The sequence below is a fragment of the Paenibacillus tundrae genome, assembly GCF_036884255.1.
Taxonomy (GTDB): Bacteria; Bacillota; Bacilli; order Paenibacillales; family Paenibacillaceae; genus Paenibacillus.
This window is the reverse complement of sequence record NZ_CP145605.1, coordinates 2,076,179-2,092,295: the sequence shown is the minus strand read 5'-3', so window position 1 is coordinate 2,092,295 and position 16,117 is coordinate 2,076,179. Positions and strand designations below refer to the sequence as shown.

General features: G+C 43.0%; 20 protein-coding genes and 1 pseudogene. 7 read left to right on the top strand and 14 right to left on the bottom strand.

What is annotated here, in order from left to right:
• Positions 1–4 precede the first annotated feature (4 nt).
• From V6W81_RS09455 to V6W81_RS09445, 3 genes are all read left to right on the top strand, one after another.
• Positions 5–373, top strand: a complete 369-nt coding sequence (locus V6W81_RS09455) for a carboxymuconolactone decarboxylase family protein (protein WP_338542847.1) — start codon at positions 5–7, stop codon at positions 371–373.
• A 125-nt stretch (positions 374–498) separates the two neighbouring features.
• On the top strand, positions 499–849 hold the full coding sequence (locus V6W81_RS09450) for a hypothetical protein (protein ID WP_145047832.1): 351 nt from the start codon (positions 499–501) through the stop codon (positions 847–849).
• A gap of 273 nt (positions 850–1,122) precedes the next feature.
• Positions 1,123–2,115, top strand: a complete 993-nt coding sequence (locus V6W81_RS09445) for a 3-oxoacyl-[acyl-carrier-protein] synthase III C-terminal domain-containing protein (RefSeq protein WP_338542845.1) — start codon at positions 1,123–1,125, stop codon at positions 2,113–2,115.
• 134 nt (positions 2,116–2,249) lie between these two features.
• On the opposite strand, the gene V6W81_RS09440 is transcribed toward V6W81_RS09445, so the two are convergent.
• The 4 genes and pseudogenes from V6W81_RS09440 to V6W81_RS09425 all read right to left on the bottom strand — a co-directional run bounded on the left by V6W81_RS09440 (position 2,250) and on the right by V6W81_RS09425 (position 4,694).
• Entirely contained in the window at positions 2,250–2,489 is a 240-nt protein-coding gene (locus V6W81_RS09440) for a hypothetical protein (protein WP_145047834.1), read from the bottom strand.
• A 317-nt stretch (positions 2,490–2,806) separates the two neighbouring features.
• On the bottom strand, positions 2,807–3,172 hold the full coding sequence (locus V6W81_RS09435; RefSeq protein WP_338542842.1) for a YybH family protein: 366 nt from the start codon (positions 3,170–3,172) through the stop codon (positions 2,807–2,809).
• A gap of 241 nt (positions 3,173–3,413) precedes the next feature.
• Positions 3,414–3,800: pseudogene (locus V6W81_RS09430) on the bottom strand (manganese catalase family protein); the annotation flags it as partial.
• Between the two features lie 147 nt (positions 3,801–3,947).
• Positions 3,948–4,694 carry a hypothetical protein gene (locus V6W81_RS09425; RefSeq protein ID WP_338542841.1) on the bottom strand — a complete coding sequence of 249 codons (747 nt, stop codon included), beginning with the start codon at positions 4,692–4,694 and terminating at the stop codon, positions 3,948–3,950.
• A gap of 215 nt (positions 4,695–4,909) precedes the next feature.
• Here V6W81_RS09425 and V6W81_RS09420 point away from each other — a divergent pair, with 215 nt between their 5' ends.
• From V6W81_RS09420 to V6W81_RS09405, 4 genes are all read left to right on the top strand, one after another.
• Entirely contained in the window at positions 4,910–5,578 is a 669-nt protein-coding gene (locus V6W81_RS09420) for an SOS response-associated peptidase (protein WP_338542840.1), read from the top strand.
• 133 nt (positions 5,579–5,711) lie between these two features.
• Positions 5,712–5,927 (top strand): type II toxin-antitoxin system HicA family toxin, encoded by a 216-nt coding sequence (locus tag V6W81_RS09415; RefSeq protein WP_338542839.1) that lies wholly within the window; start codon positions 5,712–5,714, stop codon positions 5,925–5,927.
• Between the two features lie 111 nt (positions 5,928–6,038).
• The gene (locus tag V6W81_RS09410) at positions 6,039–6,443 is read left to right on the top strand and encodes a type II toxin-antitoxin system HicB family antitoxin (RefSeq protein ID WP_338542837.1); all 405 of its coding nucleotides are present in this window, start codon (positions 6,039–6,041) and stop codon (positions 6,441–6,443) included.
• A 507-nt stretch (positions 6,444–6,950) separates the two neighbouring features.
• Entirely contained in the window at positions 6,951–7,685 is a 735-nt protein-coding gene (locus tag V6W81_RS09405; RefSeq protein ID WP_338542835.1) for a hypothetical protein, read from the top strand.
• 69 nt (positions 7,686–7,754) lie between these two features.
• Here the strand turns inward: V6W81_RS09405 and V6W81_RS09400 are convergent, their stop codons facing one another.
• The 10 genes from V6W81_RS09400 to V6W81_RS09355 all read right to left on the bottom strand — a co-directional run bounded on the left by V6W81_RS09400 (position 7,755) and on the right by V6W81_RS09355 (position 16,117).
• Positions 7,755–8,462 (bottom strand): N-acetylmuramoyl-L-alanine amidase, encoded by a 708-nt coding sequence (locus V6W81_RS09400; RefSeq protein ID WP_338542834.1) that lies wholly within the window; start codon positions 8,460–8,462, stop codon positions 7,755–7,757.
• Entirely contained in the window at positions 8,455–8,874 is a 420-nt protein-coding gene (locus tag V6W81_RS09395) for a phage holin family protein (RefSeq protein ID WP_338542833.1), read from the bottom strand. The genes V6W81_RS09400 and V6W81_RS09395 overlap by 8 nt, the downstream gene beginning before the upstream one ends.
• A 102-nt stretch (positions 8,875–8,976) precedes the next feature.
• The gene (locus tag V6W81_RS09390; protein ID WP_338542831.1) at positions 8,977–11,904 is read right to left on the bottom strand and encodes a hypothetical protein; all 2,928 of its coding nucleotides are present in this window, start codon (positions 11,902–11,904) and stop codon (positions 8,977–8,979) included.
• Positions 11,897–12,217 carry a hypothetical protein gene (locus V6W81_RS09385; RefSeq protein WP_338542829.1) on the bottom strand — a complete coding sequence of 107 codons (321 nt, stop codon included), beginning with the start codon at positions 12,215–12,217 and terminating at the stop codon, positions 11,897–11,899. The genes V6W81_RS09390 and V6W81_RS09385 overlap by 8 nt, the downstream gene beginning before the upstream one ends.
• Positions 12,217–12,870, bottom strand: coding sequence for a hypothetical protein (locus V6W81_RS09380; RefSeq protein ID WP_338542828.1), 654 nt, complete (start codon positions 12,868–12,870; stop codon positions 12,217–12,219). Before V6W81_RS09380 ends, V6W81_RS09385 begins: the two co-directional genes overlap by 1 nt.
• A complete protein-coding gene (locus V6W81_RS09375) occupies positions 12,867–13,691 on the bottom strand; it encodes a baseplate J/gp47 family protein (protein ID WP_338542827.1) in 825 nt (274 codons plus the stop codon). Before V6W81_RS09375 ends, V6W81_RS09380 begins: the two co-directional genes overlap by 4 nt.
• Positions 13,688–14,131 carry a DUF2634 domain-containing protein gene (locus V6W81_RS09370; RefSeq protein WP_338542826.1) on the bottom strand — a complete coding sequence of 148 codons (444 nt, stop codon included), beginning with the start codon at positions 14,129–14,131 and terminating at the stop codon, positions 13,688–13,690. The genes V6W81_RS09375 and V6W81_RS09370 overlap by 4 nt, the downstream gene beginning before the upstream one ends.
• Before the next feature lie 3 nt (positions 14,132–14,134).
• A complete protein-coding gene (locus V6W81_RS09365) occupies positions 14,135–14,458 on the bottom strand; it encodes a DUF2577 family protein (RefSeq protein WP_338542824.1) in 324 nt (107 codons plus the stop codon).
• The gene (locus tag V6W81_RS09360) at positions 14,458–15,438 is read right to left on the bottom strand and encodes an XkdQ/YqbQ family protein (RefSeq protein ID WP_338542823.1); all 981 of its coding nucleotides are present in this window, start codon (positions 15,436–15,438) and stop codon (positions 14,458–14,460) included. The genes V6W81_RS09365 and V6W81_RS09360 overlap by 1 nt, the downstream gene beginning before the upstream one ends.
• 13 nt (positions 15,439–15,451) lie before the next feature.
• On the bottom strand, positions 15,452–16,117 hold the full coding sequence (locus V6W81_RS09355) for a hypothetical protein (RefSeq protein ID WP_338542822.1): 666 nt from the start codon (positions 16,115–16,117) through the stop codon (positions 15,452–15,454).

Sequence of the window (16,117 nt, the reverse complement as noted above, 5' to 3'; positions counted from 1 at the left end):
AGCGATGAGTGAACACGTAAATCAGGGATTAGAACGTTTTGCCAAGTTATCTGGCGAGTATGGTGCACGTGCGCTGAATCCGATCAAGGAACAGTTTCCTGAATTGGCTGAATTCATTATGGGGACAGCCTACGGGGATATTTTTCAACGTACCACGATAACAGATCAGTGGAAAGAAGTTGCGATCATCTCTTCATTAATTACACAGGGACAATATGAGCAGCTGGGCGTGCATTATACGATGGCTCTGAGTGTTGGAATAACCGTCGAGCAACTCAAAGGAATTCTGCTACATTTGGCTCCATGTGTTGGCGCACCACGTATCATCAGCGCGTTTAATATCTTGCTCGCGACACTCGAGGAAATCCAATAATTCACTTTTCTACATCTTTATACATGATTCGACTTTTTTATTGATCTTCTTACATCAATCCCTTTATAATATGGTTAAATTATCCTTCGGGATAGCCTTAACTCATTAAAAGGGAGAGAACAATCATGGGAAGTTTTATTCTTAAAACGGATGCAGCAAACAAGGTATTAAACATCGAGCTAGAAGGTTCATTTTCACAGGAAGACGGATTACGTTCGATCTCTGCGTATCAAGATACCATTGCTCCGATTAACACCCAAGAGTATAACTTGAATATTGATTGCAAAAAGCTGAACGTTACTGCTCCAGATATTGTGCCATTGCTTGAAGGCTGCCTCGCGATGTTCAAAAAAGACGGGTACAAAAAAATTGTTCTGACCCTTGAGAATAATTCTATTCTTAAAATGCAGTTATCCCGACTCGGCCGTGCGGTTGGTCTGGACAACCTCGAAATCATATCTACTGTGACAACTTAAAATGCAAGTTCAAAAAGGACGGTTTTCAGTACCGAGAAGATGGGGTGAAGATAGAAATGGAGTAGCGGAGCGTAGGCAAACTAGGTGAGCAACTACATGTTTCCGAAGGAAACAAGCTCCGTAAGCATCCACTTATTTCGACTGAATCCCATATTCGACGCTGAGATGCAGTCAGGCATCCTTCGTAATCAAAAGCGGACTTTTTGAACAACTACTTAAAATACCAGGCGGACAAGCTCTGGATAAACCGTCCCGCACAGGAGGAGAACGAAGATGGCCGGAATTCGTATTGTAGACATCGATATCTATCATCCGTCAAACAAAGTGGGCAATGACGTTTATATTGAACATTTTGATGCAAGAGGTGTAGATATTCGTGGTTTGTTAAAAGCACTTGGGCGCGATCAGCGTTATAAGATTGACAATGAGGATGAGAACTCACTTAGTATGGCGTTCGAAGCGGCTAGCAATGTTCTTGAGAAGGCTGGACTGACGGGTGCAGACATTGACCTCATTGCTTATGCAAGCCAAACACCAGAGTACATCTTCCCTACGAATTCCTTAATGATTCACCGTCTGATTAACGGAGCTTCTCATACCATCTGTATCGATAGCAATGCCAACTGTGCTGGAATGACCGCAGCCTTCGAACAGGTTAGCCGCCAGATGTTAGGCAATCCAAGAATCCGCCGCGCTCTAATTATCGGTTCGGATTATATAGCTCCTCATGCGAACCCTGATGATCCAGTATACTTTGCTAACTTCGGAGATGCTGCAGCAGCCGTAATCGTGGAGCGCGAGGAGCAGCGTGTTGGTTTCATTGACTCCATCTATCAGACAGATACGTGTGTGTATGGTAACTCTCTCTTTCCTGCTGAAGGATTAGCGAAGCTGGGTAAAACCGGAGTAGACGCAGGTGCTTTTCACGTGAAATTCACACCTTTCGATGATTCCATCTGTGTAGATGCCGCTTCCGAGTCTATTCGGACGTTGCTCGCGCGTAATGAAATAGCACCGAGTGAAATTAAAGCCGCTTGCTTCTCTCAACTGTCTATTGCCAATATTCGTGCGGTATCGGCGAACATTGGGATTGCGGATGAAATTGCGGTGTACATCGGAGATGAGTTCGGTTATACATCCACGAGCAGTCCATTCATTGCATTACACCGAGCTATTGCCTCAGGACAGATTGAACGTGGTGACAAAGTGCTGTTCTGGACTGTCGGTGCTGGGTGGCAAAATGTTGCCATGATCGTTGAATATTAATTAGTTGACTATTAAATATAATGAAGGCAACCGTTCATTGGTGAACTACAATGGCGGTTGTTTTTTTATTATGCATAAAAAAAGATCGCCAAAGTGGACGACCAGATTTTATTTGTAGCGCTTCTTGAGAGATTTCAATTCAATAAGTACTTGATGAGATACAGCCCACAAGCAACACCTGCTATTAATAGCACGATGGCCACGCTCCGTTCAGCCTTCCAGAATCGAATGGCGTTGGCAACATTCAAGATTGTTAATGCAATCATATTAACCGCAGTATTCAAGTAAAAGAAATTGACTGAAATGAGAACAATCACTGCAATTGCAACGAGTATAAACCACATCGGCATGTTCCTAAATCCACTTCTTGTCATCCGATCACTCCCAAAGTATGTATTGTGTCTAGCGTTAGCGGTACAAGTATCCTGTGAAGTTTGAGGGGGATTCTTGATTTAACTTAATAAGTATTATTATAGCAATTATACATATAAAATGTAAAACAGAATCAAATGATATCCACCCTGTTTAAAGGTTGCCATTTCGTTTCTATTTGATCATGTTCTCTGTTCTCGTAAATAGTTTCCTTCCTGTTTGTAATAAGTTGCTTCATGTCTCTAATCTAATTGATTATCTAGATAAAGTGATCCATTTTCATAATGGGATACTGCTACGACTATGTGTTAAGGATGCGCTAAAGACTGCTGAGGTGTTCGTGAATGATGTTCCACTCTTCTTCGTTTACTTTGACAAAAACATTCGTTGCCCTACCACTGCCAGATACAAACTTTCCGTTAAGCACTCCCTCATAATGATATGTATAGATACATGTTGCCGTATTCTCTTCAGTCACTAGCCATTGTACATCTGAAATGGAGTAGACTTCATCCTTAATCGTATCCCAAGAGTTCTCAAAATAATTTTGAATTTCGTGAGTCGTCTTGCACGTTTGATCTGAAAACCAGTAAACCGCATTGGGGTGTAGTAACTGGTTAACATTCTCAAAGTGATGTGTGTTTGTCGCATGAATATAACGTTGAAGTGCATTCTCATAGCTCATTGATCGGCTCTCTCCTCTGCTCATTTGTTGATGTTTCTATTTAACTATCATTATATGAATTTCATGTTAAGATTGTACATTGTTATGAGTTTGGTTAAATCAAACGATGTGATGTATAGATGTTTATGTTTATTAGTCGTAAGTTCTATATATGTAGGTGCCTCGCGCTAATGCCAAAGCCACTCCTTAATATAAAGGAGTGGCTCTTTATTCAAATCTACTGATAACCGGTACCTAACCCCTAAAATATCTTCTTCGTATCCCGATCATCCTTCAGGATCTCCACAGCTTCGCGGAATCGCAGAGAATGCACAATTTCCCGTTCACGCAGAAACTTCAGACTATCTTGTAGATCAACATCATCGGTCATATCGATTAACCATTGATAAGTAGCTCGTGCCTTCTCCTCGGCTGCAATATCCTCATAGAGATCGGCAATCGGATCACCTTTAGCTTGGATATACGTAGCCGTGAAAGGCACGCCTGCAGCATTATTATAGAACAACGCTCGATCATGATTGACGTAATGTGCATCTAAGCCTGCCTGCTCCAACTGCTCTACCGTTACATCTTTGGTAAGCTTGTAGATCATGGTTGCAATCATTTCGAGATGAGCAAATTCTTCCGTGCACTATAGTTATCGTTCATAAATTAACATATCGCTATGCCAATTCATTATTTTTATGACTTTAGCATCGAGATAAGACTAATGGCATCCTTGGAAAACCACATTAAAAGACTTCATCAGTATTGAACCGATGAAGCCCCAACTCTTTTAGTATTCACTTACCTCAAATGTCAGTACCCGATCAAACAAGATATAATCCTTCCGACTCTTGAACGGACCTTTGTTATTGTCATGCTTGTCAATTGCATATGACGCCCTTCCACTTCCCGCTTGTTTCGCTTCATACCAGTCAATGAAGCTGTTAACTTCTTGCATGCTTAAGTCATATTCCTTTTCCAAGCCAGTTGTCATTGTTATGACCATAATAGCCCTGTTACTATCTGGCTGAGGTTGAGGCTCAGGCTCAGGTTGTGGTTGTGGTTCTGGAACTGTAGGGTCTGTTGTAAATACATCAAACTCGTAAAGGTTAATATCTACATTCGAATTATTTTTCAATTGTACGTATTGTATTCCTGAGATACTTAAATCTTTTAAAGAACCATCAGGAGCACCACTATATAATGCATCTACTCTTTTTCCAGCCACATGGGAGTTAGCATACGTATTTATTGCTAATTGGTTTGAGTCTGCCAAAATACGAATGTAATTAAAATTTGTCTTTGAACCTAGATTGACTGAAATCGCTTTACCGACAGGAATAGTATAATATGTAGTTTCATCACTATCAGTAATTAAATAAGTGCTGTCTTGCGCAGGATGATATGGATTACCGTCGGTTAAAATCATTACTTTTCCATCCGCTAGTCCACCCATGTATGCACTTACTGAAGCAAGTGGGATTAGGATTGAAACAAATAGTGCTAAACTAAGTATAAAGCTAATTTTCTTTTTCATCTTACTACCCCTTTTTTGTGCTTAATGTATATCTGTTTGAAGATTACAGAATAAATCACAATATGTCTAAACATAAACTTGCTGATCTATAAATATCATCTAATTTATTGCATTTTTATTTTTTTATGGATAACTAACTCCACATATTACCCGTTTCTAATCTCAATATTTTGAGTAAAATTACATAGTATATCGTCTCAAAGGAGGCAGTGAGTATGTGCGGAAGATTTACTATAATAGATCCACTAGAAGACATTATGGAACGTTATATGGCGTCAATTGCAGAAGGATTTGATTACAAACCAAACTTTAACGCTGCGCCAATGCAGTATATTCCGACGATCATTGGAAGTAGTAAAGGGAATCGATTGGGCTCACTACGTTGGGGTCTTGTACCTTCTTGGGCAAAGGATGACAAAATCGGGAGTAAGATGATCAACGCCCGAGCTGAGACGTTAGATGAGAAACCAGCTTTCAAGCGACTGATTAGTTCTAAAAGATGTATTGTGCCTTGTAATGGATTCTACGAGTGGAAGAAAGAAGGATCGAATAAGCAACCAATGCGGATTCTAATGAAGGACAATTCAATCTTCTCTCTTGCTGGTCTATATGATACATGGATCGATCAGGACGGAAGAAAGCTGTCGACTTGCACAATCATCACTACAGAACCTAATAGCCTTATGTCAGACATCCACGATCGAATGCCAGTCATTCTTCGGTCACAGGATGAAGCGGAATGGTTGAAAAAGGATTCGGATAAGGAAAGCATTCTGGGGCTACTCAGACCGTATGACGCTGCTGGAATGAGTGCCTACAAGGTCGATTCTGCAGTAGGGAATGTGCGGAATAATAACGAGGGTTTGATCAAAGAGGTAAGTTAGGAATAAAGAGCAGAGAGGTTATCCCTCCTGCTCTTTTTCTCAACCAAAATAAAAACACGCATATTTACGCGCGTAATTATTTGACACGCATAAAAACACGTGTTATAATTATACTATAGAAAGGAGGTAAGCGATGCCGAAACAGCGAACGGTACGAGAAGTGCTCAAACGGTTGAAAGAAGAAGGATTTATAAAATCCCCTTCACACACTGGCGGCGGAAGTCATAGTAAATGGATACATAAAGATGATCCATCCAGATTTGCTATCATCAGTTTCCACAACAGTGGTCAGACGATACCGATTGGCACACTCAAAAGCATCGAGAAGACATCAGGGGTTATCTTTTAACCCCTCCCTTCTCTAAAGCCATTGCTTGCCTCCGGCATAGACCGGTTCGTCATGTTATGTATAGATAACACGACAGGTGTAAAATAAAATGAATTTAAGGAGCGAGATAAATTGGTAAACACATTTATTTTCCCTGCTGTAGTTGAAAAAGGTGAAGATGGTGGCATTGGTCTTTATTTCCCTGACGTGCCTGGAACAGCAGTTCTTGCACCTGACGTTCAAACTGCCATTAAAGATGCTAAAAGCATGTTGATTGATTGCATTATTGAAATGGAACATGAAAATGCTGAGATTCCTTCACCTTCTGAACTTGATGCTATTGAGTTGAACGATCCGAGCGACCGAATTGTATTTGTTGAGGTTTTCCTCCCTCCGTATCGTGATGCTGCAGCGAATAAATCAGTTACAGTTAATTGCACTGTCCCACAGTGGTTGAGAGATGCCGGCAAAGATGCCGAATTGAACTTCTCTCAGCTTCTACAGAACTCAGTTAAGGATGCATTGGGTATTAAATAATCAGCTGTCTACCCGTTCGCTTTTAAGAAGAGGACTTCAGATAGTTCCATCAGGCATATTATCATTTTTTATAATGATAAATATGGACACTTTTAGAGAATTTTCAGTAAAAGAACAACGAAACAAAAAAGGACACTGTCATCAGTGTCCTTTTTTGTTTCGTTTCGTAACGGTTATCTAACTTTCTATTAATTATAGTTGAAATATTATTTTTTTGAATACCAAATCTTATTCACTATACTTCTTACAATAAATACTACGAGGCCTAATCCCAGTAACAATATTATTATTCCTGGTATGCTAAATGAATGTTGCATACAGCATTTCCTCCTCATCCTGTAACATTACATCCAACTTTATACCATCTCACGTTGAAAAACAACCTTTAGCAACTAATAAAATACAATTAATCCCAAAGTCCTATATACCTAAAACACCCATATATGGTAAATTAATTTTAATGTTAAACTTTAACATAATATTCAACCTAAAGGAGATAACTACAAAATGTTGAACAAAAAGACTATCCAAACATTATTAACTGCTGGAGCATTTACTTTACTGTTGCCTATGGCAGCTAATGCTCAAAGCGTTAACCCAAGTCCTATAAGTGAAATCGAAGCGAATTATGGTGCAGGAGAAATACTCTCTCAAGAAGAAGCGAATTCCGTAAAAGAAAACGCCATACCTATAACAAATATTAATACCTTTTCAAATGAAATGACAACGAACGAAATCAATGCTAAGCTCACTGAGATTGCTGACAAATATGAGATCGGTGAAATTTTCTCTGAAGAAGATGCAAACTTTGTCAAGCTTCATGCAATACCAGTAAACCAAAACTTCTCAACTCAATCGGTTCAATCATCTTCAACGCCACAAGTAAGTGATGCCAGCTGGTACTTCAAGGGGAATTTTAACAAAGTAGAGCTCACTGGACATGGAACGCATGATATTGGATTCGTAAATAACTTCTTAACTGGAAACTTTGTAATTCGTGACACTAATCAAGAATACCATAGTAGTATTGGGAGTGTCGTGCAGGTTAGAGCTTTTGGTCTTTTTGGGGAAGGTGGTACAAATATAGGATTAGTTTTCTCAAAGGATTATACAAATTCTGCGAAAAATGCAAACTACAATAAAAATGTTTTTGAAGATCACTATGTCGCTAGTGTAGCATATGCTACCTATACTGTTCGTGGATTGGTTGATGGTTATTCATTCTTGACTGAAACTCCTTAATCTCCATGTATGAAGAGGCGCTTATTCTCTGGCGCCTCTCTTTTTATAAAAAAACTTCCTTGAATTTTTTTATAAAATTCTACTAAGTAAAACGGCAACTTCCTCTCGTGTAATGGGTGACCCCGGACGTTGACCATCGAAGTATCCTCTTTCTGACATGTCCCTCCACGCGGTTTCAGCCCATTTACTAACTATATTAATATCTCTTGGTTTCACAGGTTGAACTTCCATTAACTTGCTAGTAAGTCCTAAGTATGCTGCAATGCCTAGGACGTGACCCTCTATAATCGTTTTGATTACACTTGCTTGTTTAAGGCAATCTGCGTCTGCTACCACATCAACAAACAAGTTCTCTGTCAGGACTGCTGGCATCCTGGATTCACGCACCATGTGCAGATTCTTCGACTTCTGCCCACGATCAATTCCACCGAGCTTGGACATAATCGCCTTGTGCAATGTCTCCTGAAGCTTGATACTATTTTGTGAAGCCGAAGTATAACGGAAAGACTCAAATCCTCCCTTGCCACCACCTGCGTTGCAATGAATAGAAACCAGGACGTCAGCACCAGCTGCGTTTGCCTTAGCTGTCCGATCACGAAGTTCTAAAAATACATCCGTGGATCTTGAGAGCAGAACTTGTACATCCTCATATGTTTCTTCCAATCGTTCCTTAATGCCGAGTGATACCTTCAGGGCGATATCCTTCTCTTGGATTCCATTGGCTACTGCTCCCGGATCCTTGCCACCATGTCCTGCATCAATCCATACTTTAAGCATTCGTACCAGCTCCTTTATCGTTATTGCCACCTTTACCCTTCAAGACTTCAATTGCTTGTTTGATCACAGCAGGAACTGGCGCTCCTAGTCTCCCGCCATTTTCGGTAATAGACAACAGCTCGTTCGCAATATAAAAGAAAGCGACCGTATCCCGAAATAAATGACCGTCACCTAAAATACCATCAACCAAATGCCCAACTGCCACCATGGCAAAAACAAAGACCTTACGGGCAATCCCGATAAGGCCAATTTTACTTTTAAGCTGTCCAGTATGCGCAGCAGCAGCAATCCCGGTTATATAATCTAGCATAACGAAAACTAACAAAACTCCCAGCACTCCAGACCAACCTCCAAATAAGTATGACACCAGCCAGCTACCTGCGGCTAAAGCCCATTTCCCCACTTTCTCCATTTCATATCCCCCATCAAAATAATATAAAGAATCCTCCCTGAATTCAGAGAGGATCAATAATGCCGAATGGCATTAAAATCAATTTTATCTCAGTTGGGCTAATTAATAGCCTCGTCCCGCGTTGTATAGTTCTTGGTCGATAGTGCCGGATGTCATCCAAGTACTGTTAGCTGATCCCCCTGGGAATGCGATGAACACTCCCCCGAAGCCCGTGACTCTACTGTAGTTGGTTGCACTGGCTCCACTTGCTTTGCTTCGCCCAATCCAGTTAACGCCATCGTGTGATACAGCAATATTCGGACTAGACGAGCTATTCAACGTAGCTACAAATAGTCCTCTGTTGAAGGTCACGTCCGTGAACTGCTTAGCACTACCTCCACCCCAGCCAGCATTGTTGGAGCCTAATATATTGAACTGCCAGGTTACGCCACCATCTGTACTCGTTAGTACTTCTCCTCGTTTGGACATATCCTGCGTACCGTCTGGCCTGTTGATGACAGTAACAGCAGTAGTTGTAACTACTAAGACGCCGTTGCCATAGGCTAAAGCAGACAGGCATGAGTTGTTACAAGTCAAGATGGTCTCATACGTAACATAGTCCGCGGTGTACAGGATGTTGTAGTTAGTCATGATGTACATACCCTGTGGAGTAATCACAGAGTCGATAATCGTACCTGTTCTAAGACCCATCCAAACAGGCTCAGAAGACCACGTAGTACCATCTGTAGAAGAATATACCGCTGCCGATCTGGTGATGGCGATGAACTTAGTACCCGTCCATTGGATAATGCCGAAGTCCAAGCTAGCTGACAATTGCGCAGTCGATACAGCAGTCCACGAAAGTCCTACGTTGGTGGAATACATAGCGGACGCAACTACTCCAGACGATGCTTGACCAACCGCTACGATCATACCTGCATTGTTGTGAGCAATATCGACAGCATCTACTTTAGGCGTGCTGACTGTTGCGAAGCTTGTCCCGCCATTCTGAGATCGAATCGCATTGCCCGAAGTAGCCCCGCTGGCGAGTTGGGTTACGCCAACAAAGGAAGCCTTAACCATACATACAGCTTTAACTAAAACAGCTGGCGCGATGGTCTGTCGATTCACCCAATCCGTAGCAGCTACGTTCCTTGGAATTCGTGCAATATTCTCCAGCATCAACTCAGGCGCAGCAACTGTGGAAGTACCTACAGTTTGCTTAAAGATGGCTTGTGCAAGGCTGGTACGGAAGTTTCGCTCGCGTACTCTGGCATCATCGAAGATGCTACCGGGATTCACCTTACCGGTGTATACCGTCAGTAGTGTGGTTGTCGAGTAGAAGATGGCCGACTCTTCGTCATATGCCAAGCTACGAAAAGACGATAGAGTGAAGTTATCAGCTGACATCCAGACACGCTCCCACACATTGCCATCTCTAGATGTGAAGATGGCGGCACGGGTAAAATTAGATGCGTTCCTAGACTGACCAGCTACCACATATTGCCCACCGAAGTAAGCTAAACAGCCACTCGGAACACTGTTGATCTGACTGCCTGTAAAAGTAGTTACTTCCCAGAGAGCCCCGTCTACAGAAGTAGCTACCCCTTCAACGCCTAGCGCAACCCATCCTCTAGATCCGAAGGTAAATGCTCCTACTACAGGAGGCAGCAGTCCTGAAGAAGTCACAATATGATTCCAGGCAACTCCGTCATTGGAGTAAATGATGTTGGTGCTGTTTACGTCCGCTGGGTAGGACATGATAAACTTGGCGTGGCTTGATTCTCCTCCTGTAAGGTTATTAGGAATATTACCTCCAGTATTCAGGGCGGCGACAGAGTTCTCATATACAGTCCAGGTGTAGCCATTAACAGAGAGCATAGTTGACTTGCCATCGGTTACACAGAACATACCGCCAGCATATACAATGTTAGTCCAGCTAGTAGCAGAGCTCGTAGGTTGCGTTACTAATTCCCAGTCAACCCCATTCCCTGAGCGAAGTAAGTTTTTGCCGTTAGCCAAGACAATGAACAAGTCACTGCCGTAGGCCATTTGCCTAGCTGAATTAAGTAATACTCCTTCAGGGACAGTAATTGTAGCAGGTGTCCATAGGTAGCCATTGTTCGAGTACAGAATGTACGGAGCAAATGAGTTGAGGAGACCTACATATCTGAAGCTGACCTTCATCACCTGAGTCAGAGTTGTAGGTAGATCATACCCAGCAGTAGTGATGCCGAACTCTTTCATGAAGGTATTGGTAGTCAGCATACCAATGTGCTCAGACATTACCTCGTAAGAATCAGTAGCCAATGTCGGTTGACCCATGTCAGTAATCGCATTGGCTAGTAATTCTTTCCCGTTACTGACAGATTGAAAAAGCTCGTTAATAGCTAGGACAGCATTTCCTTTTGCATTCGTTTTGAGGTCAGTAAGCACGCCTACCCGCTCATCTGTGTATGTTTTCGCATTTCTTTCCGCTGTATTTGTTTTTGTGATTATGTCATTCTCAACACTTTCAATCCGTTTCCGAAGCTCTTCCATATTGAGATTAACTCGACGATCTTCAGAAGAAATTACACCGCTGGTATCTGTCGAAGCATAAAAAATAACTAAGCCCTTGTGAACGACTTTTACATTTGTGGCTACTTTAACCACGCCATCAGTGTCTACATACACATACTGACCTTTCGTTGGCGCTAAATCGATTTCACCCGCAGCCACCTCATATCGCAACCCATTTACATAAGCAACACCAGCTGTCCATGTCACTTTCAAACCTTGCGTAGTGCAAGCCAAACCTCTAATTCCATTAGAAGTTGCAACAAAGTTCCCACCCATTTCCTTAATCAAAATCTCAACTAAGCCATGGGCAGCTTCGATGCCGTCTTCCATTGTATTTAATCTAGATGAGGTTATACGAGTTCCTTCCTGCACAAGTTCAAAGAGAGGCCGACCAGTCTGCCGATCCGTTTTTTGTTTTCCTGTAGATGAATCCATAATTGGCTTAGTCAGATCGGGTATCTCATCTTTCCACTCCTGTTTGTTATACAATCGCCTTCACCTCCAACTTAATCGAGAGTTCAAACCCGATCAGAAAACCCCGATCGTTCTTAATAACATTAAGAGCTTGGTTAGCAAGTGTTCGACCCTGCCCATCCATAAGGGATGCACCAAGAATCTGTTTACCTACTACTTCTGTGTCACTTAAATAGACGTATTTGCGTATTGTTCGTCCAGAAATAACCGTGTTATAGATGGGGTATTGGACTAGTTCACCTCCTACATTGACTAGAGCATGGTCAAAATGCGAATCAGCATCCGTTACCAAGTAATCAAGCAATAGCGATTGAATAATATCTGCCATTAAGGCACTCCTCCTTGCATGGGTATTTCAAAACCTGTAATTGGACTGTCAATCCGAGTATGCGACGCAGTCGGCGCGATTGTAATACTTTGAGAAGCCAGAACCCCACTTCTCCCCAATTCAAGGGGCATTTCTAAACCGCATATCGGAAAATCTACGGCATGACAATATACATTCCCGCTGAGCGTAATCGCTGGAGTAGTCGTCTTAATCACAGGAACGGCACGGTTAATGTGAACAGGACGGATATATTCGAAATCACCAAATAGCCCCGCTAAATTGATTGGAGCTTTTGAGTCATATTCAAAGTGAATCTCTTTAGCCTGAAACTCTTCTCTCACCTGTAAGAGCTTGCCATACTGTAAGCCGATCTGTCGGAGAATAGGTAACTTGAACGGCTTCTTCGCTAACCGTTTCCTGCGAATTGCTTCGCGGCGGTTAGCCAATGTGCCAACTTGTTCCGCACGGAAGTAAATCCATTCCTTAATACCCAGCCCCCAGGTAGCCCTTTGCAATAGAAACTGATTTACGAGGTCATTCATCTTCTGTTCTCGTAAATCTATCTCTTCCTCCATTACTCCAAAATGCCAGACTGCTACCTCGTTTTCGTACCAGTAAGGCGGCAAGACCTCACGGTATCGAACAGGGATCATGATAACACCACCTCTACCTGCAGCAACGACACAGCAGGCACGTCTACATCCTCAAGTTCATCATTAATCGTGAAGTCACTGTAATTCTCGACACCAGGCACAAGCAATAGAGCTGCAATGTAGTTGTACAACAACTTATTGCGACCATTAGCGTATGCCACTACACGCTGACGGATCAGCTCAGCCAGTTTAGGCAGTTCTTCCGTCGTTTCCAATGTCGCTTTTACCGTAACTACAAACACCGGAGCTGGATGCACAGCCAGATCATGACCGGCAATGCGATATTCATCCCACATTAGCGCTTTGACTTGCTCAGCAAATTCTAGCGTGATCGGCTGGCCGTTCATGTCAGTTAGATATAGGTCAATGGAGTTGTCATGTCGCTCTTTTTCCCTTGCGACAGCAGCTCCAACGCCTTGGATCTCCTTTGCCCAGCGCTCGTAATCTGTTCGGCGGCCGCTGCCCTCTTCGGTAAATGCACGTTCAAGAATCCGTAGTCGATAATCATCATTAGATTCACCATCTTTACGCACTATTCCGTCAGCCCAGCCGTGTGCGTCCAGAAACTCATCATCTGCCCAGATCGGCGTAGCTTGTAGTACGCCATAGCCCCATAACTCCTGTTGTTCGGCTACTTCTTGTGCGATTGGGTACCACATGTCGTAAAAGAATTCACCTTCGCCTACAGGTGGCGGTGGATCTCCTCGTTCATTCGCCAAGGCAATAACACGGTTAACCCATCGCTGATAGATCATATCAGGCGTTTCCTCCAAAATCGGAATCGAAGGAAACTTTGGCAGATCGTTAATAATCAAGCTCATACATCAATCACCTCACTCAATTCAGCCGTGCCAACTAAGCCCATAATTTTAATTGTCAGATCCATCCCACGGTCAACACGAGTCATTGATATTACCTCAGCTTGTTCTATTTCAGGATGAGCCGTTAGTGCTTCTTCAATATCACGGATAATCTCATTGTCTTCCCATCCTGGCCACTCTGATTTTTCAACGCCTACATCTTCTCCATAGACGACATATTGAAAGCGTTCTGTGCATAGGATTTTCATGCCCGTTTCAACAAGAAATTCCTCATAACTTTTCGTGCGAACAGGACGCCCATACTCATCAAGGACAGCTCGGCGATTGCGAAAATCCATTTTGTATGTCCATTTGGTTTCAGAAGGAATGTTATCGACTAGATCGGTGACGTCTACTTCTTCGAGATCCATTTCAGGGAATAACGTTTCGTCTTCATTCATGTGCTAACGCTCCTTTCCCAACACGTAATAACGCTGACCCGTCATGCGTGATACAAGCAGCCTATCTCCCACCTCCAACGGGCTAGGGATCAGGAGTTTACCTTTCAAAATCGCTGGCTCTGGCTCCACGACCTCAAAAGTGATCTCAATCTCACGTTCCTGTAAATAATCTGCAATAACAATACTTCCTGATTCATAGGGATGCGGATCTCCATCAATCTCAATCTTCGGATTAGGCCAGCTAACAAGGGTCGCACGTTCTGTATCCCGCGCATCAATGTGACCTTTCAGCTTTTCTTTCATCAGTTGAATCGCATCACCCATCATTATGCTTCCCTCCGTTCCAAGACCATCTTGACCGTAAATATGCCGTTGCTCCAGCTCGTGTCGGCACTCTCTACGATCCATTTGGTAACCACAGTTGTCTTGATCAGCACGAGCCAACCAGCCCGTAAGCCAGCCAATGTATAATCCTCATGACGTACCGTGATTCGCTTGAGTTGCTTAGGCTTAGCCATTGCTTTTAGTCGCTGAGTAGCAACAGTGGTCGGATTCTCTTCCTCTTCTACTTCGATGATTTCTTCCATTCGACCAAAGGTTTTCAAGGCGCTGGCATCCGTTTTTGTAACTGATACAGATAGCTTGTCATCCTTATATTTTTGAGCAGTGACAACCGTGTATGTGTCCTCGATGTTGTACCCTGCGCTGCTCGCTTCCATCTGTTCAGGTACAAAAATAGGCACCTTTTCATTGGTGCCTTCCCTCACGACTTGCAGATAAAAATGTTGCTCCGTCCGGATCGCATCGACATGGTACCGGTAGCCACTACGCTCATATGCCTTTTGCAACACATCCAGGATCACCTCAGAGTGTGCCATCGTCCCGTATCGTTCATCCAGGTTAAACCCGAGGGCAGGACAACGAAAATCAACTCCAGTTGTTTTGATGTACTTCTGCAATTCAGCCCCCGCTTCGCCCTTCAGGTATGGTCGCACACCTTTGTTCTTCGCAAGGTACCATCCAATCTCCCTGGCCTTGATCTCCCAAGCGCCTGTAAATTCATCTTTTTCGTAGTCAATGATGGGTCCGTGGAAAAACTGGTTCTTATGATGAAGAAGGGATTTACCCACCTTATGCGAAAAGCACATCAGCATACCAGCTACACTAACTGTTGGGATATCGCGCAGCCGAACTGTCATACTGCGCGCAATCTCATCTCGTTGGGATGACCATGAAATGTCCGTTATTGCAGGAGTGAGGGCAGACCTGGCATCCTGTTTACCGTATATGACTGCAAATTTGTCCATGTTTGCCCTCCTATTAACTTTGTATATAGCTCGTTTTTTTCATTGCGGCTGCAATATTGTTTTTGCGACCTGTGTAGTCAAATGAACCTGTCGCATTATCTGCAGCATCCTTGGCGGCTGCCGTGGACTTCTTCTTTGCTGCGACTTTCTTCTTGGTCGTAGTCTTCTTCTTGTCGTCTTTTTTACCGCTTTTACTTGTGGTATTCGGACGGCTCTTGCTGGCTTTCGTAATAATCACACCAGGCTTAAGGAGCTGTTTTGTGTTGGAATATGAAATAATTTTGACTGGCTTATACTCGACCAAAGTCATTGTCATGTGAATGTTGCCTTGCCCGTCTTTATAAACGATCTCCATGTTCTCGATCAACATCGTTGTGCTGAACAACTCCTCAAAATTCAGCACAACAGGCTTGGGTTTCCACTTCTCCAACAGTTGCCATGTTGTTTCAGGACGTTTGTAGGTAACGGTTTGCTTCTTATCCGTCTCCCATATTTCACGCCATTCACGCGGTAAGATAGCCGAAAAAGAAACCCGCTGCAACTTGGCAGTGGGTTTCCCTGTTCGCTCTTGTCCAGTTATAACGTTGAATGAATCCACATCATTTCCTGTTGTGATTTGAACCTCGGCTGGCGTGATAGGGAAGGTTAATCTGGTTGATCCCTGAGACATTGCAAGCAT